A 20298-nucleotide genomic window follows, 5' to 3' on the forward strand; every position below is an offset into this window, starting at 1 on the left:
TGTAATATTTTTAATAAAGAAAAATTCCGCAAAATCATAGATGTATCGTGAGGCTGAAATAAAAATCAAACTACATATTCTTGCATTTACAATGTGATGACATTACGAAAGATTTGGAAAGGAAATTCTTTAGATCAATTCCAATTTGTCAAGGAACTTATGAGCACAATGCATTTTGTTACAGATATAGTGGATATGTTTCTGGAAACGGATTCAAATGACATTCATTCTAAACTTCCGAAATATGATAAATGGTTTCCAAGAATGTGTGAGTATGGATTTGTGGAGGGTACGGACTTTTCGACATTTCTGTCGGAAAGTACAGGTGGAAGACCAGCTGTTGACCACCAAATAACAATTGATATGGCAAAAGAGCTATGCATGATACAGCGTACTCCAAAAGGGAAAGAGTGTCGCCAATACTTTCTTGAAATAGAAAGAAGATGGAATTCACCAGAGGCAATCATGGCAAGGGCACTACAGATTGCCAATCAACAGCTAACTCAAGTAAGGAAACAAAATAAAGTGCTTGAAGGTACAGTTGCTGTTCAGAATCAGCAAATTGCAGAAATGAAACCGAAAGTGTCTTATTACGATGTGGTTTTAAATTGCAAAGACCTCATTTCCACATCAGCAATCGCCAAAGATTATGGTAAGTCAGCTATTTGGATGAACCGCTATCTTAATAAAAAGGGCATCCAATTTAAACAAGGTGGTATCTGGCTTTTATATCAGAAGTATGCAGAAAAAGGGTATACCAGCACCAAGACACATAGCTACATTGGTAGTAACGGTGAACTGCATACAAAAGTCCATACATATTGGACTCAAAAAGGCAGACTCTTCATTTACGAACTGTTGAAGGCAGATGGTATTTTGCCGCAGATAGAAATGGAGGGTGTGTAATGGGAATTGATAAATTCAATCATGAAGGATACCATGACCCAACTCCCCATGAGGCACTGACCAACATAATAAGAAAGAAAAAGGCAGAGAAAAAATCTGCCTTTAAGCCACTTGTATATATTTGTTCTCCCTATTCCGGTGATGTAGAAGGAAACATTAAAAAGGCTCGCAGTTTTTGCAGGTTTGCATTAGACCAAAACTGTATTCCGATTGCTCCCCACCTTATGTTTCCACAGTTTATGGATGATGAAAATCCAGAGGAACGGGAACTTGCCATATTTATGGACATCGTGCTTATGGGCAAATGCTCCGAGGTTTGGGTGCTAGGCAATACCATCTCAAGCGGTATGGCAAGGGAGATTGAAGTAGCCAAGAAACGCAGACAAACGGTCAGATATTTTAGTCCAGAGCATGAGGAGGTCGAAAGCTTATGAAAATCGCTGTGGGCAACAGCCGGATGGACAAGAAATGGAAAAACAAAGATATCTCGTGGGAGGATTTTTGTGCCCGAGTAAAGACAACACAACGTACTACGGAAACAGTAGAAGAATATCGGAAATTAAAAAGAGGTCAACAAGATGATATCAAAGATGTGGGTGGTTTTGTTGGAGGGCATTTAAAAGGAGGAAGGCGAAAGAAGGGCAATGTTTTATGCCGTTCTTTGCTTACCCTTGATATGGATTACGGTAGACCGGACATCTGGGAACAAATCAGTATGCTTTTTGATTTCAAATGCTGTGTTTATTCCACCCATAAGCACACACCGGAAAATCCAAGACTTAGGCTAATAGTTCCTCTTGCTCGTGAAATCAGCGAAGAAGAATACGCAGCCGTTGGACGTATGGTGGCAAAAGAAATCGGCATAGATCTTTTCGATGATACGACTTATGAAGCCCATCGCCTTATGTATTGGCCATCCACTTCCTCTAATGGTGAATTTGTCTATGAAGAGCAGGATGGAGAATTGCTTGACCCTGATGTTTATCTTTCAAAATATCAAAACTGGCGGGATACATCAACATGGCCAGTATCAAGCAGGCAGTCTGAAGTTATAAATCGCAGTCTTAAAGAGCAAGCAGACCCGCTTTTAAAGGAAGGTGTGGTAGGAACATTCTGTCGTGCCTACTCCATTCGTGAAGCAATTGAGAAATTCTTAGGTGCAGTTTATGCACCTTCTGCTATGGAAGGGCGATACGATTATATTCCAGCTGATAGTAGTGCCGGTGTGATTATCTACGATGATAAATTCGCATACAGCCATCATGCTACAGACCCAGCAAGTGGATTACTCCTCAATGCTTTTGATCTCGTTCGTATTCATAAATTCGGTTCTTTAGATGATAAAGCTTCTACCACTACAGCTCCTGGTAAGATGCCATCTTTTGTGGCAATGTGCGAGTTTGCTATAAAAGATGAAAGAGTAAAAGCTGAGTTTTCTAAGGAAAGACAGGCACAGGCTGAAGAGGAGTTTAGTGATGAGGATTGGCAGACAGCTTTGGAATTGGATAAGCAAGGCCGAATAAAAGACACTCTAGACAACATCGTTTTGATTATTCGTCATGACAAGGAATTACAGCATATAGCTTTTAATTGCCACCGTGATGGTATTGATGCCAAAGGTGGCCTGCCTTGGGAACAGATCAAGGCGGGTTGGAATGATTCAGATAATGCACTTCTTAAAGTGTATTTAAGCAGCAAATATGGAGTCTATTCACCTACCAAGACCAAGGATGCTGTGTTAGCTGTAGCGTCAGAACGAGCCTACCATCCTGTTAAGGAGTATCTGGACTCCCTGCCAAAATGGGATGGAATTAGGCGAGTAGATAATCTATTAATTGATTATTTCGGTGCAACAGATAATTCCTATACAAAAGCAGTCATCCGCAAAACGATGGTTGCAGCGGTAGCCCGCATTTATAGACCAGGCACAAAGTTTGATAGTGTCCTTATCTTAAACGGTCCTCAAGGTATCGGTAAGTCAACCTTCTTTGCAAAACTTGCTGGAGATTGGTTTTCAGATAGTTTGACCATTACGGACATGAAAGATAAATCCGGAGCTGAGAAACTTCAGGGATATTGGTTATTGGAACTGGGTGAGCTTGCTGGTATGCGTAAGACGGATGTGGAAATTGTGAAGTCTTTTATTTCGAGGGCAGATGATAAGTACCGGGCAAGTTATGGAGTCAATGTGGAAAGCCATCCCCGTCAGTGTGTGATTGTAGGTTCAACAAATGCAGAAAGCGGGTTTCTTCGAGATATAACTGGCAATCGAAGATTCTGGCCAGTCCGTATTAGCGGTAATGGTAAAAAGAAAGCTTGGCAGATGACTAAAGAGGAAGTACAGCAGATTTGGGCAGAGACACTAGTGCTATATGAGAAAGGCGAAAAACTCTACCTTGAAGGTGATGATGCATCCATGGCAACTAGTGAGCAGGCAGATGCCATGGAAACAGATGAACGAGAAGGATTGGTTCGTACCTATCTGGATACTCTTTTGCCGGATGATTGGGACACTATGTCTTTATACGAACGTAGAAATTTCCTCGGCGGTAGCGAATTTGGCGGCGGAACCCGTGTTGGAACAGTAAAAAGAACCCTTGTCTGCAATATGGAGATTTGGTGTGAATGTTTTGGAAAAGATGCATCCTCAATGAGAACATCTGATTCTTATGCCATCGGTGCCATTATGAGAAAGATCAGTGGGTGGAACAAGTACACCGGGAACAAGAACGGAACAATCAATTTTCCTATCTATGGAAAGCAACGAGCTTATTCCCGAGTCGAGGAACAAAGCTAGTTGTACCTTACCTTGTTCTCATACTGGTTCTTTCCCCAAAGCTAGTAATCAAAAGGAAAATCTACGGTTCGGAACAAGTGGAACAAGAAGTACCCTATTTATTTATAAATAGTAAAAAAGAGGAAAGTGTAGCCTGTGCATACACGCATACGCGCGCGTATAGGAAAAATGGGTTAAAGTTGTTTTCTTGTTCCGAGCCTTTTTATATGGGAGGCATTTATGCTTGAAAAATATATCGAAAAGAAACTGGTGGCTGAGGTAAAAAAGATGGGAGGCATTGCAGCAAAGTTTGTTAGTCCGGGTTTAGATGGGATGCCAGACCGCCTAGTGCTTTTACCACTTGGAAAGATGGCATTTGTGGAATTAAAGGCTCCCAGAAAGAAACCTCGTCCACTACAGATTAGAAGAATAAAGCAATTACAAAAATTAGGCTTTACCTGCTATGTCATTGACGATGTTGAGCAGATTGGAGGGATACTCGATGAAATACAATCCTCATAAATATCAAACATATGCTACGAATTTCATACTTGAGCATCCCATAGCAGCGGTGTTTTTAGAGATGGGTCTTGGCAAAAGCGTAATCACTTTAACTGCTATATTTGATTTATGTCTTGATCGTTTTGAAATTGGAAAGGTTCTGGTCATTGCCCCTCTAAGGGTAGCAAGGTATACTTGGCCAGCTGAGATAAACAAATGGGAGCATTTAAAAGGACTGGAGTATTCAGTGGCTATTGGAACAGAACAGGAGCGGTTAGCAGCTCTTAGGAAACCAGCAAGTGTCTATCTTATAAACAGAGAAAATGTTGACTGGTTAGTAAACAAAAGTGGCATTCCTTTTGATTATGACATGGTGGTCATTGATGAATTGTCATCTTTTAAGTCCTATGGAGCAAAAAGATTTAAGAGTTTACTAAAAGTCAGACCTAGGGCGAAACGTATCGTGGGTCTTACAGGTACTCCATCCAGTAACGGGTTAATGGATTTGTGGGCAGAGTTTCGTATTCTCGACATGGGTAAAAGACTCGGCAGATACATAACTCACTACCGCAATTCCTTCTTTACTCCAGATAAACGTAATCAGCAGATTGTATTTTCATATAAACCGTTACCTGGGGCAGAAGATGCCATATATCGGCTAATTTCAGATATTACCATTTCAATGAAGTCGGTTGATTTTCTGAAAATGCCAGAATGCGTGATCAATGAAGTGTCGGTGTATCTAAATGATAAAGAACAATCAGTATACGATCACTTTCGTGAAGAGATGGTTCTTGAGCTTGCAAATGAGGAGATTGATGCCATGAATGCAGCAGTCCTTTCTGGCAAACTCCTTCAAATGGCAAACGGTGCTGTCTATGATGATGATAAAAATACTCATATTATCCATGACCGCAAGCTGGATGCTCTTGAAGATTTAATCGAAGGTGCAAACGGCAAACCTGTTCTTATTGCATATTGGTATAATCACGATTTAGAGCGTATTAAAGCAAGATTTAATGTTAGAGAAATTAAAACATCTAAGGATATCAAAGACTGGAACAACGGAGATATTTCTGTGGCGGTTATCCATCCCGCATCAGCAGGACACGGTCTCAATTTACAAAGTGGAGGTTCAACACTTATTTGGTTTGGTCTTACCTGGAGTCTGGAACTCTATCAGCAAACAAATGCAAGACTTTGGAGACAGGGACAAAATGAAACGGTGGTTATCCATCACATTGTTACTAAAGGCACGATTGATGAAGATGTGATGAGAGCCTTGAAACGAAAGGAAAAGACACAGTCCGATCTTATTAACGCTGTCAAAGCAAATCTGGGGAAAGCGAGGGGTGTTGTATGATGGATGCATTTGAAAAGCTGGCAAATGCCATTATTCTACAGGCGGTCAAAGATTATCGTTTTGCTCTGAAAAGACTAGCAAAATACCCTCGCAATGATTCTGCTAGATATACGAAACGTGAGATTGAGCGTTTCTTCCATTCCGGGTATTTCACTACCCTGACATCTCTCGATCCTGAGATGCTAATTAAAAAGCTACATGAGGAGGTGGTGCGATGACGGCAAAGGAATTCTTGAAACAAGCTTATCGCTTAAATGAGCTGATTAATTCCGATCTTGAGGAGTTGCAAAATCTAAGGGAACTCTCAAGAAGTGTTTCATCTCCTGTTCTTGAGGAAAAAGTCAGTAAAACAAAAAGTACTGATCCACCTTTTGAAAAATACGTGATTAGAATAGTAGATTTGGAGAAGCAGATACAACAAGAGGTGGAACGTTTAATAAAGCTTAAGTCAGATATTCGTGAAGCGATTAACCAGATGGAAAACGTGGATGAGAAGCTGCTTCTTCGCTACCGTTACATTAACTTTCTTAACTGGGAAGAAATCTGTGTCAACCTTAATGTTTCTATGAGAACTGTGCATAGACTTCACTCATCAGCCTTGCAGCATTTAAAGGTGCCTAAATAAAAGTTGGCACACTTTGGCACAGGTTGGCATACGATGACACTGTTTGTCCGTAGTGAAAGTTATATAATGGTAGTATGGAATATTAGCAAACAGAAGCCTTCACGGGAGCATTTCTCCTGCGAGGGCTTTTTCTATGGGCAAAAGGAGGTGTAGTATGCCAAGGAAACCTAAGCGACCATGCTCTTATCCTGGTTGTCCAGAGCTGACTGACAGACGTTTTTGTGAAGAACATGCTAAAAAAGAAGCCGCACGGTATGAAAAGTATGACCGCGATCCAGCAACCCGTAAGCGATATGGTCGTGCATGGAAAAGAATACGTGATCGCTACATTGCGGCTCATCCTCTTTGCGAGGAGTGTAAACGACAAGGAAAGCTGACCCCAGCAACCGAGGTGCATCACATTCTTCCTCTAGCAAGAGGTGGAACTCACGATAGAAGTAATCTGATGGCTCTTTGTACTCCTTGCCACTCTGCAATCACTGCAAGAGATGGAGACCGTTGGGGAACCCGGTAGGGGGAGTCAAATCTCTACAGCTTTCCATTTGTGCAACGGGCGTGGGGCAACGCGTGAAAAAACGCGGTTTCAAACGGGGTAATAGGCCCATCGACGAAAAGAGGTGAGTGAATGGCCAAAGATGGAACAAATCGTGGCGGCGCCCGTATAGGCTCCGGTCAAAAGAAGAAACCACTTGCTGACAAAATTGCAGAGGGGAATCCTGGTAAGAGAAAGCTTGAAGTCGTTGAGTTCCAAAATACCGCTGACCTGAAGGGGCAGGAAATGCCAAAGCCAATGGCCATGCTCTCAGCGGTGCAAAAGGATGGAAAAACCCTAGTAGCGAGTGAAATCTATGAAATTACATGGAAATGGCTCGAGGAGCGAGGCTGTGCCCATTTGGTACTTCCACAGCTTCTAGAGCGATATGCCATGAGTGCGGCCAGATGGATACAGTGTGAGGAAGCAGTAACCGAGTTTGGCTTTCTTGCCAAGCATCCAACTACCGGCAATGCTATTCAAAGTCCTTATGTAGCTATGAGTCAGAACTTTATGAGTCAGACAAACAGATTGTGGATGGAGATTTATCAAATCGTTAAAGAGAATTGTGCTACAGAGTATTCTGGTTTAAACCCACAGGACGATGTGATGGAGCGACTGTTATCTGCCCGCAGAGGAAAATAAAGATGAGGAGATATATAATGAGTAAAAGATATTTAACAGCTGAAAGTGTATGTGCTGGACATCCTGATAAACTATGCGACATCATAGCAGATAGCATTTTAGAAGCATGTTTACGTAAAGACAAAGCATCACGTGTCGCTTGTGAGGTAATGGCAACCAAAGGGAAAATTATCGTGGCGGGCGAAATCTCCTGCAGCGAGAAAATAGACATCCGATACATTGTTAGGAATGTCCTTAAAGAGATTGGATACAACCCTCTTAGATTCTTAATTTATGTATTTGTACACAAACAAAGTGTAGATATTGCAACTGGCGTGGATACTGCACTGGAAGCAAGAAATGGAATAAATGAACAGTATGGTTCGATAGGTGCTGGAGACCAAGGAACTGTGTATGGCTATGCTACAAAGGAAACAGGAGAAATGCTTCCCCTACCCCTTATACTATCTCACAGGATTGTAAAGAGACTGGATGATTGCCGAAAAGGGAAACTGATAAAAGGTATCCACCCAGATGGTAAAGCACAGGTGACGGTGGAATATGAAGGGGACACTCCAGTGCGAATAAAGACTATCGTGATATCGGTACAGCATGATAAGAATAAAACACAGGAAGAACTAAAGACAGATATCCTTAACAATGTCCTATGGCAGTGCTTTGAGGACTTCCCATTTGATGATGAAACAGAAATTCTCATTAACCCCTCTGGTAGATTTGTCGAAGGTGGTCCCGCTGCCGATACAGGCTTAACTGGTAGAAAAGTTATGGTTGATACCTATGGAGGACTTGCATCTCATGGAGGAGGCGCACTTAGTGGTAAAGACCCCACCAAAGTTGACCGAAGCGGTGCCTATATGGCTCGGTACATTGCAAAGCATATCGTCTGGTGTGGATATGCAAAGAGATGTGAAGTTAGTATATCCTATGCCATTGGTAAGGCAAATCCTGTAGCCTTTTCTGTAAATACCCTTGGCACAGGTATTGTTTCTGACGAAATATTAACTCTTGCTGCACAGGAGATTTTCAATTTAAGACCTGCGGCAATCATAGAGAAGTTGCGTCTAAGGAATGTGATTTACTCTGATACAGCTGTTTATGGTCACTTTAATAGTTGTCTGTTCCCGTGGGAGGATGTAAATAAGTACAGTGAATTTAGAAAGGCGGTGGAAAAGTATGTTGATAGAGAAGATAAAAACTAAACAACTCATCCCCGCTGAATATAACCCAAGGAAGGATTTAAAACCGGGTGATCCGGAATATGAGAAACTTAAACGCTCCCTTGAGGAGTTTGGATATGTAGAACCCGTAATATGGAATAAGACCACCGGCAGAGTCATCGGAGGTCATCAGCGTTTGAAAATCCTGCTGAGTATGGGCATGGATGAGATAGAATGCGTAGTTGTTGAAATGGATGAGCAAAAGGAGAAGGCGCTGAACATTGCACTAAATAAAATAAGTGGTGATTGGGATAAAGACAAATTAGCACTTCTTATCACGGACTTAAATGCTTCAGACTTTGATGTGTCCTTGACAGGTTTTGACCCAGGAGAGTTGGACGATCTTTTCAAGGATTCCCTTAAGGATAATATAAAAGAAGATGATTTCGATGTAGACAGCGAGCTGAAAAAGCCCGCTGTTTCGCATTTAGGGGATGTGGTATGTCAACACTAAACTAGACAACTTTTTTAAGGTGTTCATTTTTATATTCAATAGGGCTTAAATACCCAAGTGTTCCGTGAATTCTGATATGATTAAACCAATGAACATAATCATCTAATTCTAATTTCAACCGTTCTAAATTTTCAAAATGTTTCCCTTTGACAAACTCTGTCTTAATAATTTTAAAGGTGGCTTCAGCTACCGCATTATCATACGGACAACCTTTCATACTCAATGAACGCTTTATTTTAAATGTTTCTAATGCTTCATCAATCATCCTGTTTTTAAACTCATTTCCTCGGTCCGTGTGAAACAATTGAATTTGCCGTAAATCAGCTTTTATAGTCGATAAGGCTTGATATACTAGGCCTGCGTTTTTATGAGGCCCAGCACTGTGACCAATAATTTCACGATTATAAAGATCAACAAATAAACATATGTAATGCCATCGATTTTCGACTCTTACGTATGTTAAATCACTCACTACCACAGATAATTCATTTTGTTGATTGAATTCCCTATTTAACTCGTTTTTAGCTTTTGATTCATTACATTTATCTACATGAGGCTTAAATTGAGCGACTGTATATTTAGATACTAGCCCATTCTTTTTCATAATTCTGCCAATACGTCGTCTGGATGCAACTATGCCAAGCTTTTTTAATTCATGTTTAATTTTGCGTGTGCCATAGTTTTGGCGACTTTTATTGAATATATCAATTATGGCAAATGCGAGTTCATCTTCTGATTTTGATTGCTCTTTTGCTTCGTAATAATAGGTACTTCTTGGGAGTTGTAGGACGTCACACATTGCTGATATCGAGTATTTGTGTCGGTTATTTTTGATCACATTTACTTTCGTCCTAGTATCAGCGCAGCTTGCTTTAAAATATCATTTTCCATCAATAAACGTTGGTTTTCTTTACGAAGTTTGATCAACTCTGTTTGTTCTGGTGTCCTATTATCCTTCTCTTTAAACGAACCAGATGTTTTGCTTTGTTTAATCCATTTGTCCAATGCCGAAGGCGTTAAATCGTATTCACTAATGATATCTTTTCTGGGCTTTCCGCTTTCGTATAACTTGACCATTTGAGCTTTAAATTCGGAAGTAAAAGTTCTTCTTTCTCTCATGTAAGTCTCTCCTTAACTAAATAGGGGTAACGTAGACTGCAACAACAGTGGAATAATGCCGAAACTTGACATGGAGCCTCTGCGGACATGCTTTCCCGACCAGGAAGCCAGCTGATAAGTACACCTGGCCCCGCCGACAAGGCTAGCATACCCGCTTCTCCACGTAAAGTTTCTAGAATGGATCTCTTATGACAGTAAGCAGTATGCCCAAATTTGGTGGTTAGTCTACTTGACCTTATTTTTATTGTCCAGTTAAGTGTAGCCGATTCAGCTCCTTGACGACATCCAACTACAAATCACTTTCTGGAACTATCATTGCTTTTAAACATAATTGTTTATAATGTTCTGCTTTAAAGCTACCTGCACCCCTTGTAATAAGATAGTCTGTGTGATGTTCTCCTAGTTCCAGACATTTATCAAATGAAGCTATTGCAGCTGGATAATTTTTTATTTGAAATAAAAAAAGCCCTTTTAAAAAATGAAGATCTACATAATCCGGATAAAGAAGAAGAGCCTTATCAATACTAAAACTAGCAACTTCATAGCTCTTCGTCTCAAATAAAATATCATATTTCAAACGGTATAAAAGAGCAGGAGGTGTATATCCTTGCTGTAAAAATCCTAAGATTGATTTATTTATATAGTTAAAAGCTGTTTGATATTCTTTTAATCGATAAAATTCACTAGCTAAATGATATTCAATCCAAGGACTATGAGAACTGTCTTGAAATTCTTTAAAAAGGACCTGTAAATTCCTTCGAGATTTATTTCGTTGGTCTGTAATTTTTTTGAAATAACCATAATGATAAATTTCAGTATCAATACTTACTATATCATGAGATGATTCGAGTGATTGGGGTAGTTGGAGTGTTTCGTGAATTCGATTAGTAAATCGAATACCTACATGATTACGAAATAGTCGTGGCTGGTAATAGATAAAAGCATCTTCTTCTTGAATGGGTAGAGATTGACCGTAATAATTAACAATAGGCATATAAATCATTAACGCATTCGTTTGTTGTATTGCATCTTGTATTAATTTCGATTTTTGAACTTCCAATTTTTCATCAGCATCTAACCATAATATCCAATTACCACTAGCCTTTGATAAACCATAGTTACGGGCTTCTGCAAAATGATCATTCCATTCATAAGAAAAGATAGAAGCATTATAGTTCTTACAAATGTTAATCGTTTGATCGCTTGAGCCCGTATCCACAATAATAATCTCATTAACTAACTTTTGAACACTTTGTAAACATTGTTCAATAAAATCTTCCTCGTTTTTAACAATCATACAGAGTGAGATTGTCTGCGATGTCATTTAATCATCCCATCCGTTATAATTAATGATTCGGTGGTTTCCAAGGAGGAGAAGGTTCTTTCAAAATAATGATTTTAACAGTGGAAGCAGGGTAATAGTTCAGAATCTGAGAGATAATATTGTTGCATAACAATTGATTATCTGAATGGACAAAATGATGTTGCTTAATCAGGTGCTGTAATTTTTTTATTAATAAATAAGTATTATTACTTTCAATTGAATAGTAGGTAAAATGATCATCTGATAAAGGTATTACCTGATTATAGAGATAATGCCGATAATTCATATACATGTGCAGCTTTTCAATTAGGAGTAAAGATTGAATAATTTGTTTTTCAGTTAAATTTTTTTTTTTTGAAGAAATTGCATAGGAATAAACAAAAAAATATTTTATTATCAATTTAATAAATGACTGTATGAAATGGTAATGATTTTCTACCGTTTTCATGACTTTCTTTTCATCGAAACTATGATTTGTTTGCAATGATTCAACTCCTCTCCTAAACGTTTCCTCTCGATTCATATCAATGATGGAAAGGCGTTACAGGCGCTTAATTCTAGCATTCTTTATTCTTTTCTTTACTTTGACACTTTGAACAAATACAAGGAATCACCTTTGTATCCTTACAGATATTATTTTTTTGTTTATCACATTTTTTAGAACATTTGTCTTTATCTTTCGAATCGCATTTTTCATGACATGCCTCATCATCAATTGAAATAACTTCTTCTAACTTAAATTGAAGTAATGTTTGAGAACTGACAATCGATCGCAGCATCTTATTGACGCTTGCATTTAATTTTATATAATCCTCAACGTTACAAGGATCCTTTTTTAAGAAATGTTGTATTTTTTCCCCTTCTGCATTCAAAATATGGGATAAACCAATCTCCTCTAATGCAATGGATGCAAGCAATAAATTGATCGTTTCACAACGGGTTAGTGAGATTTTTGGAGTAATGTTAGGAATAGTAGGTAATGACATATAGATCCTCCAATCCATTTTTGCCTTTATCAAATGACTAGGACGTTCTTTATAATATATGAGTTATGAAATAATTGGTTCCTAGTTATTTGAAATTAGAGTGGATATAAAACAGTTTAAGAAATCACTTTTTTATCGAAAAACTATATGCTTCTCAGACGAATTAGTGTTATGTAATAAGACAAGTGGTATGTCAACACTAGACTAGACAATTTTTTTAAGGTGTTCTATTTTGTATTCAATTGGGCTTAAATACCCCAGTGATCCGTGAATTCTTATATGATTAAACCAATGAACATAATCTTCTAATTCCAACTTTAACTGTTCTAAACTTTCAAAATATTTACCTTTTACAAATTCTGTCTTAATAATTTTAAATGTGGCTTCGGCTACTGCGTTATCATATGGGCAACCTTTCATGCTTAACGACCGTTTAATCTCGAATGTATCTAAAGCTTCATCGATTGTCTTGTTTTTAAACTCGTTTCCTCGGTCTGTGTGAAATAGTTGAATTTGTCTTAAATCAGCTTTAATCGTTGATAAGGCTTGGTAGACTAGTCCAGCATCTTTATTAGGACCGGCACTATGTCCAACAATTTCTCTATTGTAAAGATCAACAAATAGACATATGTAATGCCAATTTTTTTGGACCCTTACGTATGTTAAATCACTGACTACAACCGTTAATTCCTTTTGTTGATCAAATTCCCTATTCAACACATTTTCAACTTTAGATTCATTACATTTATCCACATGTGGCTTAAACTGGCCAACTGTATAGTTTGATACTAGCCCATTTTCTTTCATGATTCGGCCAATACGTCTTCTGGATGCAATTTTACCGAGTTTTTCCAACTCATGTTTTATCTTACGAGTGCCATAGTTCTGGCGGCTTTTATGAAAAATATCGATGATGGTAACAGTAAGTTCATCATCTGATTTAGATTGCTCTTTTGCTTCATAATAATAGGTACTTCTTGGGAGTTGTAGGACGTCGCACATTGCTGATATCGAGTATTTGTGACGATTATTTTTAATCACATTTACTTTCGTCCTAGTATCAGCTTGTTTTTGGCAAGTAGGAAATGTATCAAATGGCAATTAAAAATGTACCACTTGCCAATCCCTATATTTACTTATTGTGTAATAATGATTCTTTATACCGGTAGCTTTCTCCATTAAATACAATTAAATGAGAATGGTGAATCAGCCGATCGATCACAGCTTCCGTTAAGATCGGATCCCCAAATACGTGATTCCACTGACCAAATTGTAAATTCGTCGTCACAATCATGCTCTTTCTTTCATAACACATTGAGATGACTTGAAAAAGAAGTTCTGCCCCCTGTTTATGTAGAGGGATGTACCCTATTTCATCAAGAATCAGAAGATCGAGTTTCTCTATCTGCTTAAAGACCCGGCTCAACGAGCCTTTTTCGTGCGCATCTAGTAAGCTATTCACTAGACCAGTTACCGTATAAAATTTGATGCGCTTCTCTAATTTTTGAATCGCGTTTAAACCAATTAACGTGGATAAGTAGGTCTTTCCGGTACCCACACCTCCATAAAAGATTAGATTTTCTCCATTTTCAATAAAGTGCCCGTTTAACAGATATTCTGCTGTGATGCCTTGAGCCATTTGAATGTGGGTCCATTCAAATGGCTTTCCTGCTATTTTAGGCAACGTTGCCTGAGAGAGTAATTGGTAACCTTTCGTTTTTCCCGTTGTTTCACTTCTTGTTCAAAGAGTTGGAGAAGATACTCCTCATGGCTCATTGCTTCGATTTCATGATAATGCTGACGAATCCAGCTTAATTTCAACCGTTTTGCATATTCTCGAATCTTTTGATCCATCACTGCTTCCCTCCTCTAGAAGGGAAAAGCTGATCATAATGCTCTAACCCTCTTGTCGCATTCGGTATGACAGGTAACGAACCTTTCGGTTGAATGATAGGGCGCTGTCCTCGTCCGTTAATGAGTTGATAAAACACTTGTTTAATCGACTCTACAGATGGATGCCCGTTTTCAGAGGCAAGCTGTAAAGCTTGCGTAGGTAACTCAAAATCGTAGTCTTTTAGAATCACCGATAAGAGCTGTAATGCTTGTTGTTTTTCTGACAGCGTACATTGTGTAAAGTATTGTTGCCACAATGGAGGTAACTGATCGTAAAAACTTGTGTATTTCATCGCTGTCGGTCTTTTCGACATCAACGTTAGATACGGTTGCCATATCATCGATTTTTGTTTATTACCGTAAAGACGTGGATGGCAAACAATCGTGTCATAATCTTCTGTTAGGATCTCGATTCGGTTGTACGAGATTTTTGCCAAAACTGTGGATTTGGCAAAACGCGGAGACGTCGAATAGAGTTTATTTTCCACTCGAATATAGCCATACTTATCAGCTTTTACTTGTTCATACCGCACACACTCATACTCTTTCGCTGGTAACTGTAAAAACTGCTCTTTATCTGCCAAATACAGTTCGGCAAGTACAATACCTTTTTGATAATGAAGACGGTTTCGTTCCTTTTCTGCCTTTCCCCATAGCGTTTCATTCAGTTGTTCTATGTCATGCACCACAAGCTCCGGAAGAAAGAAGTTGTTTCGAACATATTTCACCATCGATTCCACATGTCCTTTTTCGTTTCCACTAGCCGGATTACAAAATTCATATTCAAAACCATAATGGCAAACAAAACGCTGAAACTCCTCCGTTAGCTCTCGCTCCCCATTAGGTAATACTTTTTTCACCGCAGGTGATAAATTATCAAAACGAATTACTCTAGGTACTCCACCTATGTGATGAAAGATTCGTTTCAACCCTTCTAAAAAGCAATCCCGATTTTCAGATGGAAACACCTGAACGTAAAAGGTATTACTATAGGGAAACGATAAAACCAAATATGGCCATGTCACTACTTCTCCACGATATTTAAATGGTGCCTCCCTAAAGTCCACTTGAGCTGTTCCTGGCTTCGACTCTAATGGCAATGCAGCTGTTTCTGTTTCTTCGGAAAGCTGTTTTTTACGTTGGGATACATAATGCCGAACGGATCGTGCGGAACCTTCAAACCCATATTCTTCGACAAGTTGCGTATACATCCGTTGAGCAGTTCGTTGAAACTTCTTTTTCTTCTTCAAGTCTTCTTGAAGCCATTGATCTAGAATCGGTTTCACAGGATCCATGACTTTTGCTTTTCGTTTTTGCTTTGGTACTTCTGAAGGACTAAAATCCTCCACCTCTGCATATTTCCGAACCGTTCTACGGTCTCGACTCATTTGTTTGGCAATAGAGCTATACGAACGCCCTTTTTTATTTGTTCATGTCTGATATAATTAATTTCTGCCACTGCTAACATCTCCTTCATCGCCTCCTGTCATTTTTGCCCAATAACAGGAAGTTTATTTGAATGTAGGAATGTTGGCAAGTGGTTTTTTTATGCCCGAAAAGGGCTACATAAATTAATTGCCAAACTGTACATTTTTAGTTTGCCATAAACAATCAGCGCAGCTTGCTTTAAAATATCATTCTCCATCAGTAAACGCTGATTTTCTTTACGGAGTTTGATCAACTCTTCTTCTTCAGGTGTTCGGTTATCCTTCTCTTTAAATGAACCAGATGTTTGGCTCTGTTTCACCCATTTGTCTAATGCCGAAGGCGTTAAATTGTATTCACTTATAATGTCTTTTCTAGGCTTACCACTTTCATATAGTTTGACCATTTGAGCTTTAAATTCGGGAGTAAATGTTCTTCTAGTTCTCGTCATATCGGCGTACCTCCATTAACTGAATGAGATGAAGTAGACTTCCAAATTTAGAGGGTAAACACCGCAACTTGACAAGGAACCTCTACGGGCATGCTTTCCCAGCCAGGAAACCAGATGATGAAAACATCTGGCTTGCCAAACAGACTAGCATACCCGCCTCTCCTAGTAAAGTTGCTGGTATGGGATCTCTTACGTTTGTTAGCAGTATACCCAGATTAGGTAGTTAGTCTACTTGACCTTAATTTTTTTGTCCAGTTAAGTGTAGCCGATTCAGATGTTTGGCTACTTGGGCAGCATCGATTAGTCTGCGGAGACAGTACAAAGAAAGACACCTTTAATGTCTTGATGGATGGGAAAACTGCTAATTTGGTAGTTACGGACCCTCCATATAATGTTAACTATGAAGGCACTGCTGGAAAAATCAAAAATGACAATATGGCTAACGAAGCGTTCTACGATTTCCTGCTTGCAGCATTTCAGAACACCGAAGCAGTAATGGCGAAGGACGCTTCTATTTATGTATTCCATGCGGATACCGAAGGACTCAATTTTAGAAGAGCATTCTCCGATGCAGGATTTTATCTTTCCGGTACTTGTATTTGGAAAAAGCAGTCCCTTGTTCTCGGTCGCTCTCCTTATCAGTGGCAGCATGAACCTATTCTCTTTGGGTGGAAAAAGAAAGGCAAGCATAACTGGTATTCCGATAGAAAGCAGACCACCATCTGGGAATTTGAGAAACCGAAGAAAAACAGTGATCATCCTACGATGAAACCAGTTGCACTTGTGGCCTACCCTATTTTGAACTCAAGCCTTTCTAATTGTATCGTGCTTGATCCTTTTGGTGGTTCAGGAAGTACACTGATTGCTTGTGAGCAGACAGATAGAATCTGTTACACCATTGAACTGGATGAAAAGTACTGTGATGTTATTGTGAAAAGGTATATTGAGCAAGTTGGAAACTCAGACGGTGTGTTTCTTTTAAGAGATGGTTCGAAAATAAGATATTGTGACCTGCCGGAGGTGAATGCAGATGAGTAAATTGACACTCGGCTCCCTTTTTGATGGGAGCGGAGGTTTTCCTCTAGGCGGTCTGCTCTGTGGCATTGAGCCTTTATGGGCATCTGAAATTGAGCCGTTTCCTATAAGAGTTACGACCAAACGCATCCCTCAGATGAAGCATTATGGGGATATAAACAAATTAAATGGTGCGGAGCTTCCACCTGTAGATATCATAACATTTGGCTCTCCCTGCACAGATATGAGTGTGGCGGGTAAAAGAGCTGGTCTGGACGGAGAACAATCCGTCCTTTTTTATGAAGCAATAAGAATTATCAAGGAAATGAGGTGTAAGACCAATGGACAATATCCAAGGTATGCAGTCTGGGAAAATGTACCCGGCGCATTCTCGTCAAATAAAGGAGAGGACTTTAGGGCAGTCCTCGAAGCGGTCATCGGTGTCAAAGAGCCGAACACCTCGGTGCCTTTACCTGAAAAAGGACGATGGCCATACGCTGACATCTATATGGGAGACGGATGGAGTGTGGCTTACCGAACTATCGATGCGCAATATTTCGGAGTACCCCAACGTCGTCGTAGAATCTACCTTGTCGCAGATTTTGCAGGCAGATGTGCCGCAGAAATACTATTTGAGTCCGAAGGCATGCCAAGGAATTTTGCGCCGAGCGGCAGCCCGTGGCAAAGAACTGCCGGAAATGCTAAAAACTGCACTGGAAAGACAGGCACTGTATGCTTAAACGATCAAGGTGGACAACGCATCGATGTGCTTGATGGTAAGACAGCAACACTTAGAGCAAAAGCAAATCATCCACCCTGTGTAATGTTTGAAAACCACAGTCAAGATACACGATACAAAGGCCCCGTTGATGTAGCACCAACTGTATCCGCTACATATGGGAAGGGTGGTAATAATCAACCTTTTGTAACAACTGCTGGATTCTGCACAGAACATTCATCGGATAGTCGTAGTATTGGATATGAGGAGGAAATTTCACCAACGTTAAGGGCAGGAGTCGTACCAGCGGCTGTATCATTAAATGGTGTGAAGGTGGCGGTAAAGGTGCGTTAATTCAAGATGATAAGTCTGCGACCCTTGGATGCAACAATGACCAGACCGTTTTTGTGCCTACTGCATTTGGCATCTGTTCTGATAAGAGCAACTCTATGCAGTCAAGCAATCCTCATAGCGGTATATATGAAGCGGATACTTCCCGAACCATCGATGCTAATGGTGGAAATCCGGGATGTAATCAAGGTGGTATTGCAGTAGTTGCTCTTCAAGGCTCGATGATTGGAAGACAGGATAAAAACGGTCCTCAAGGCGATGGTATAAATGACAATATGAGTTTCACTCTTAATACAGTGGATAGACATGGTGTTGTGTATGCAATTGATCGTGAAACCTTTAACTGCGGACAGAATTTTGCTAGAAATTTAGGGATAACAGAAGACAGTGTTGCATCAACATTAAATGCTCAAGGTCCATCGGCTGTGGCACAACCTTATCAGAATGTCAGTGGTACGATTTCTGCAGGCGCACATCCAAGTGGTTTTAACGGTCAGGATGCATCAAACGATATGCTTGTTACAGTCAAGAAAAACGATGAGCCAGAATATATCGTTCGAAGGCTTACACCAACGGAATGTGCAAGATTGCAAGGTTTTCCTGATGATTGGTGTGATGACCTCGGTACGGAAAACCCTACAGAGGATGAAATTTTATTCTGGACGGAGGTTTGGGAAACTCACCGCAAAATCATGGGTAAGAGCAGCAAGCCAAAAACAAGAAAGCAGATTATAAAATGGCTTAATAACCCTCATTCTGATTCAGCTGAGTATAAAATGTGGGGTAATGGTGTAGCACTTCCATGCGTCTGTTATGTGCTGACTGGCATTGTGTTATCTGCTGAAAATACCGCCGATTAATGGAAGAGTCTTTTCTACAGAAAGATGCTCTAAATGACTTGATATTAACAGCCTTTAGAGAGATATATGTATGTACCGAAAATAGAAAGGCGGTATAAAAAATGCAGATAAACTATAATGTCACAGGAGAAAAAAGAAAAGAGCTAGTCAACGCAATCAGCCAAAAACTGAATGCTCCTGCAAGATATCTTGGAGCGCCTACATTTGCATATGAGGTGGCAGATTACAACATTGACAAAAACGGGGTGGTCAGAGGACCAGATAATTCTAAACTGGTTAATGATCTATTAGGCCTTCATGACTTTAAGGCGGTTACAGAAGAATATGACACACCACTTCCAGCAGCAGAGCCTGTTCTTGAAAATATTCAAGTTCCCAATGAAGCGGCTCTTGGGGGTAGGGTAAATCCAAATAGTGATTACGAAGAACCTCCCGTATACAGCGAATCAAATGAAACCGAAGAAGCTATTAGTTTGATTATTCAAATGCCGAGGGCGGGTTTTAGCGAAACTGCACTTGGTAACCTAAAAGGATTGGTAGAAAGTAAAGAAACCCTTATAAAGAAAGCACTTGATACTGACTCTATTCCCATTATCATAAATGAGGAATTTATAACCTTCCCTTGGTTCCAGAGTGAGTGCTCCGCAGAGGAGGTTAAGGCTTATACCCACTTTGTAACAGCACTTTGTGAAATGGCAAAGAAGCAGACCCGCGTCAACTCGACCGAGAAATCAGTGGAGAATGAAAAGTACGCTTTCCGTTGTTTCCTTCTAAGACTTGGCTTTATTGGGCCAGAATACAAAACAGAACGAAAAATTCTCCTCTCCAAACTGTCCGGTAGCTCTGCCTTCAAAAGCGGAAGTGCCAAGCATGAGGAGGTGAGTGAATAATGAATATCATTCATCCAGAAATGCTAAAGCAACTTAGAAGTTATTACACTCCAGGAACTCGTGTCATGCTACTTAAGATGAATGACCCTTATACCAAGCTTCAGCCAGGAGATAAAGGTACGGTTACTAGTGTTGATGATATGGGAACTATCCACGTCAGTTGGGATTCAGGCAGTTCCCTTGGAGTGGTTTTTGGAGAGGATTTATGCAAGAAAATCGAAGAATAAAAACACACATTTTAACCCCAA

General features: G+C 39.8%; 19 protein-coding genes and 6 pseudogenes. 17 read left to right on the top strand and 8 right to left on the bottom strand.

Annotated features, from left to right (window positions below; genetic code table 11):
* The first annotated feature begins 168 nt into the window (after positions 1–168).
* The 11 genes from F7888_RS13510 to F7888_RS13560 all read left to right on the top strand — a co-directional run bounded on the left by F7888_RS13510 (position 169) and on the right by F7888_RS13560 (position 9019).
* Entirely contained in the window at positions 169–906 is a 738-nt protein-coding gene (locus F7888_RS13510; RefSeq protein ID WP_191780283.1) for a phage antirepressor KilAC domain-containing protein, read from the top strand.
* Positions 906–1340 carry a DUF7768 domain-containing protein gene (locus tag F7888_RS13515; protein ID WP_048717998.1) on the top strand — a complete coding sequence of 145 codons (435 nt, stop codon included), beginning with the start codon at positions 906–908 and terminating at the stop codon, positions 1338–1340. The genes F7888_RS13510 and F7888_RS13515 overlap by 1 nt, the downstream gene beginning before the upstream one ends.
* On the top strand, positions 1337–3703 hold the full coding sequence (locus tag F7888_RS13520; RefSeq protein ID WP_191780285.1) for a virulence-associated E family protein: 2367 nt from the start codon (positions 1337–1339) through the stop codon (positions 3701–3703). Before F7888_RS13515 ends, F7888_RS13520 begins: the two co-directional genes overlap by 4 nt.
* A gap of 219 nt (positions 3704–3922) precedes the next feature.
* Positions 3923–4204, top strand: coding sequence for a VRR-NUC domain-containing protein (locus F7888_RS13525; protein ID WP_035150316.1), 282 nt, complete (start codon positions 3923–3925; stop codon positions 4202–4204).
* A complete protein-coding gene (locus F7888_RS13530) occupies positions 4185–5546 on the top strand; it encodes a DEAD/DEAH box helicase (protein ID WP_225228791.1) in 1362 nt (453 codons plus the stop codon). The genes F7888_RS13525 and F7888_RS13530 overlap by 20 nt, the downstream gene beginning before the upstream one ends.
* A complete protein-coding gene (locus F7888_RS13535; RefSeq protein ID WP_035150322.1) occupies positions 5546–5764 on the top strand; it encodes a hypothetical protein in 219 nt (72 codons plus the stop codon). Before F7888_RS13530 ends, F7888_RS13535 begins: the two co-directional genes overlap by 1 nt.
* Entirely contained in the window at positions 5761–6171 is a 411-nt protein-coding gene (locus tag F7888_RS13540; RefSeq protein WP_035150326.1) for a DUF1492 domain-containing protein, read from the top strand. Before F7888_RS13535 ends, F7888_RS13540 begins: the two co-directional genes overlap by 4 nt.
* Positions 6172–6325: 154 nt before the next feature.
* Complete coding sequence (locus F7888_RS13545; protein WP_044036327.1) at positions 6326–6685, top strand: HNH endonuclease; 360 nt, start codon at positions 6326–6328, stop codon at positions 6683–6685.
* 111 nt (positions 6686–6796) lie between these two features.
* Positions 6797–7348 carry a P27 family phage terminase small subunit gene (locus F7888_RS13550; protein ID WP_036174997.1) on the top strand — a complete coding sequence of 184 codons (552 nt, stop codon included), beginning with the start codon at positions 6797–6799 and terminating at the stop codon, positions 7346–7348.
* 17 nt (positions 7349–7365) lie between these two features.
* Positions 7366–8547, top strand: a complete 1182-nt coding sequence (gene metK, locus F7888_RS13555) for a methionine adenosyltransferase (protein WP_191780287.1) — start codon at positions 7366–7368, stop codon at positions 8545–8547.
* Complete coding sequence (locus tag F7888_RS13560; protein ID WP_225228792.1) at positions 8522–9019, top strand: ParB N-terminal domain-containing protein; 498 nt, start codon at positions 8522–8524, stop codon at positions 9017–9019. Before metK ends, F7888_RS13560 begins: the two co-directional genes overlap by 26 nt.
* A 1-nt stretch (position 9020) precedes the next feature.
* Here F7888_RS13560 and F7888_RS13565 read toward each other — a convergent pair.
* The 8 genes and pseudogenes from F7888_RS13565 to F7888_RS13600 form a co-directional block, all read right to left on the bottom strand.
* Positions 9021–10138 (bottom strand): IS3 family transposase gene (locus tag F7888_RS13565; protein WP_087946637.1). Its coding sequence is split into 2 segments (ribosomal slippage): positions 9021–9895 and positions 9895–10138, totalling 1119 coding nucleotides; the frame shifts between segments, so codons are not numbered across the junction.
* Between the two features lie 289 nt (positions 10139–10427).
* A complete protein-coding gene (locus F7888_RS13570; RefSeq protein WP_026073465.1) occupies positions 10428–11462 on the bottom strand; it encodes a glycosyltransferase family 2 protein in 1035 nt (344 codons plus the stop codon).
* Between the two features lie 22 nt (positions 11463–11484).
* Positions 11485–11946: a hypothetical protein gene (locus tag F7888_RS13575; protein ID WP_036175013.1), complete on the bottom strand. Its 462-nt coding sequence runs from the start codon at positions 11944–11946 to the stop codon at positions 11485–11487.
* Positions 11947–12019: 73 nt separating this feature from the next.
* Positions 12020–12448: a hypothetical protein gene (locus F7888_RS13580; RefSeq protein WP_019155127.1), complete on the bottom strand. Its 429-nt coding sequence runs from the start codon at positions 12446–12448 to the stop codon at positions 12020–12022.
* Positions 12449–12652: 204 nt separating this feature from the next.
* Positions 12653–13516: pseudogene (locus tag F7888_RS13585) on the bottom strand (IS3 family transposase); the annotation flags it as partial.
* A gap of 64 nt (positions 13517–13580) precedes the next feature.
* Positions 13581–14302: pseudogene (gene istB, locus F7888_RS13590) on the bottom strand (IS21-like element helper ATPase IstB).
* A pseudogene (istA, locus tag F7888_RS13595) lies at positions 14302–15809 on the bottom strand (IS21 family transposase). The pseudogenes istB and istA overlap by 1 nt, the downstream one beginning before the upstream one ends.
* Positions 15810–15965: 156 nt before the next feature.
* Positions 15966–16217: pseudogene (locus F7888_RS13600) on the bottom strand (transposase); the annotation flags it as partial.
* Positions 16218–16490: 273 nt separating this feature from the next.
* On the opposite strand from F7888_RS13600, the pseudogene F7888_RS13605 reads away from it, so the two are divergent.
* The 6 genes and pseudogenes from F7888_RS13605 to F7888_RS13620 all read left to right on the top strand — a co-directional run.
* Positions 16491–17255, top strand: a pseudogene (locus F7888_RS13605) (DNA modification methylase); the annotation flags it as partial.
* Positions 17248–17652: pseudogene (locus F7888_RS22965) on the top strand (DNA cytosine methyltransferase); the annotation flags it as partial. The pseudogenes F7888_RS13605 and F7888_RS22965, both read left to right, overlap by 8 nt.
* 105 nt (positions 17653–17757) lie before the next feature.
* A complete protein-coding gene (locus tag F7888_RS22970) occupies positions 17758–18303 on the top strand; it encodes a hypothetical protein (protein WP_318246294.1) in 546 nt (181 codons plus the stop codon).
* 95 nt (positions 18304–18398) lie between these two features.
* Positions 18399–19160, top strand: a complete 762-nt coding sequence (locus F7888_RS22670; protein WP_225228794.1) for a DNA cytosine methyltransferase — start codon at positions 18399–18401, stop codon at positions 19158–19160.
* A gap of 101 nt (positions 19161–19261) precedes the next feature.
* Positions 19262–20050, top strand: a complete 789-nt coding sequence (locus F7888_RS13615) for a hypothetical protein (RefSeq protein WP_019155122.1) — start codon at positions 19262–19264, stop codon at positions 20048–20050.
* On the top strand, positions 20050–20277 hold the full coding sequence (locus tag F7888_RS13620; protein WP_019155121.1) for a DUF4314 domain-containing protein: 228 nt from the start codon (positions 20050–20052) through the stop codon (positions 20275–20277). Before F7888_RS13615 ends, F7888_RS13620 begins: the two co-directional genes overlap by 1 nt.
* The last annotated feature ends 21 nt before the right edge of the window (positions 20278–20298 follow it).

This window comes from Litchfieldia stipae, from assembly GCF_014837155.1.
In the GTDB taxonomy this organism is placed as follows: Bacteria; Bacillota; Bacilli; order Bacillales; family Bacillaceae_L; genus Litchfieldia.

Coding starts and splice junctions, on each gene's coding strand:
- F7888_RS13510 (WP_191780283.1), top strand. CDS start 169: ATGCATTTTGTTACAGATATAGTGGATATGTTTCTGGAAACGGATTCA.
- F7888_RS13515 (WP_048717998.1), top strand. CDS start 906: ATGGGAATTGATAAATTCAATCATGAAGGATACCATGACCCAACTCCC.
- F7888_RS13520 (WP_191780285.1), top strand. CDS start 1,337: ATGAAAATCGCTGTGGGCAACAGCCGGATGGACAAGAAATGGAAAAAC.
- F7888_RS13525 (WP_035150316.1), top strand. CDS start 3,923: ATGCTTGAAAAATATATCGAAAAGAAACTGGTGGCTGAGGTAAAAAAG.
- F7888_RS13530 (WP_225228791.1), top strand. CDS start 4,185: ATGAAATACAATCCTCATAAATATCAAACATATGCTACGAATTTCATA.
- F7888_RS13535 (WP_035150322.1), top strand. CDS start 5,546: ATGGATGCATTTGAAAAGCTGGCAAATGCCATTATTCTACAGGCGGTC.
- F7888_RS13540 (WP_035150326.1), top strand. CDS start 5,761: ATGACGGCAAAGGAATTCTTGAAACAAGCTTATCGCTTAAATGAGCTG.
- F7888_RS13545 (WP_044036327.1), top strand. CDS start 6,326: ATGCCAAGGAAACCTAAGCGACCATGCTCTTATCCTGGTTGTCCAGAG.
- F7888_RS13550 (WP_036174997.1), top strand. CDS start 6,797: ATGGCCAAAGATGGAACAAATCGTGGCGGCGCCCGTATAGGCTCCGGT.
- metK (WP_191780287.1), top strand. CDS start 7,366: ATGAGTAAAAGATATTTAACAGCTGAAAGTGTATGTGCTGGACATCCT.
- F7888_RS13560 (WP_225228792.1), top strand. CDS start 8,522: ATGTTGATAGAGAAGATAAAAACTAAACAACTCATCCCCGCTGAATAT.
- F7888_RS13570 (WP_026073465.1), bottom strand. CDS start 11,462: ATGACATCGCAGACAATCTCACTCTGTATGATTGTTAAAAACGAGGAA.
- F7888_RS13580 (WP_019155127.1), bottom strand. CDS start 12,448: ATGTCATTACCTACTATTCCTAACATTACTCCAAAAATCTCACTAACC.
- F7888_RS22670 (WP_225228794.1), top strand. CDS start 18,399: ATGCAGTCAAGCAATCCTCATAGCGGTATATATGAAGCGGATACTTCC.
- F7888_RS13615 (WP_019155122.1), top strand. CDS start 19,262: ATGCAGATAAACTATAATGTCACAGGAGAAAAAAGAAAAGAGCTAGTC.
- F7888_RS13620 (WP_019155121.1), top strand. CDS start 20,050: ATGAATATCATTCATCCAGAAATGCTAAAGCAACTTAGAAGTTATTAC.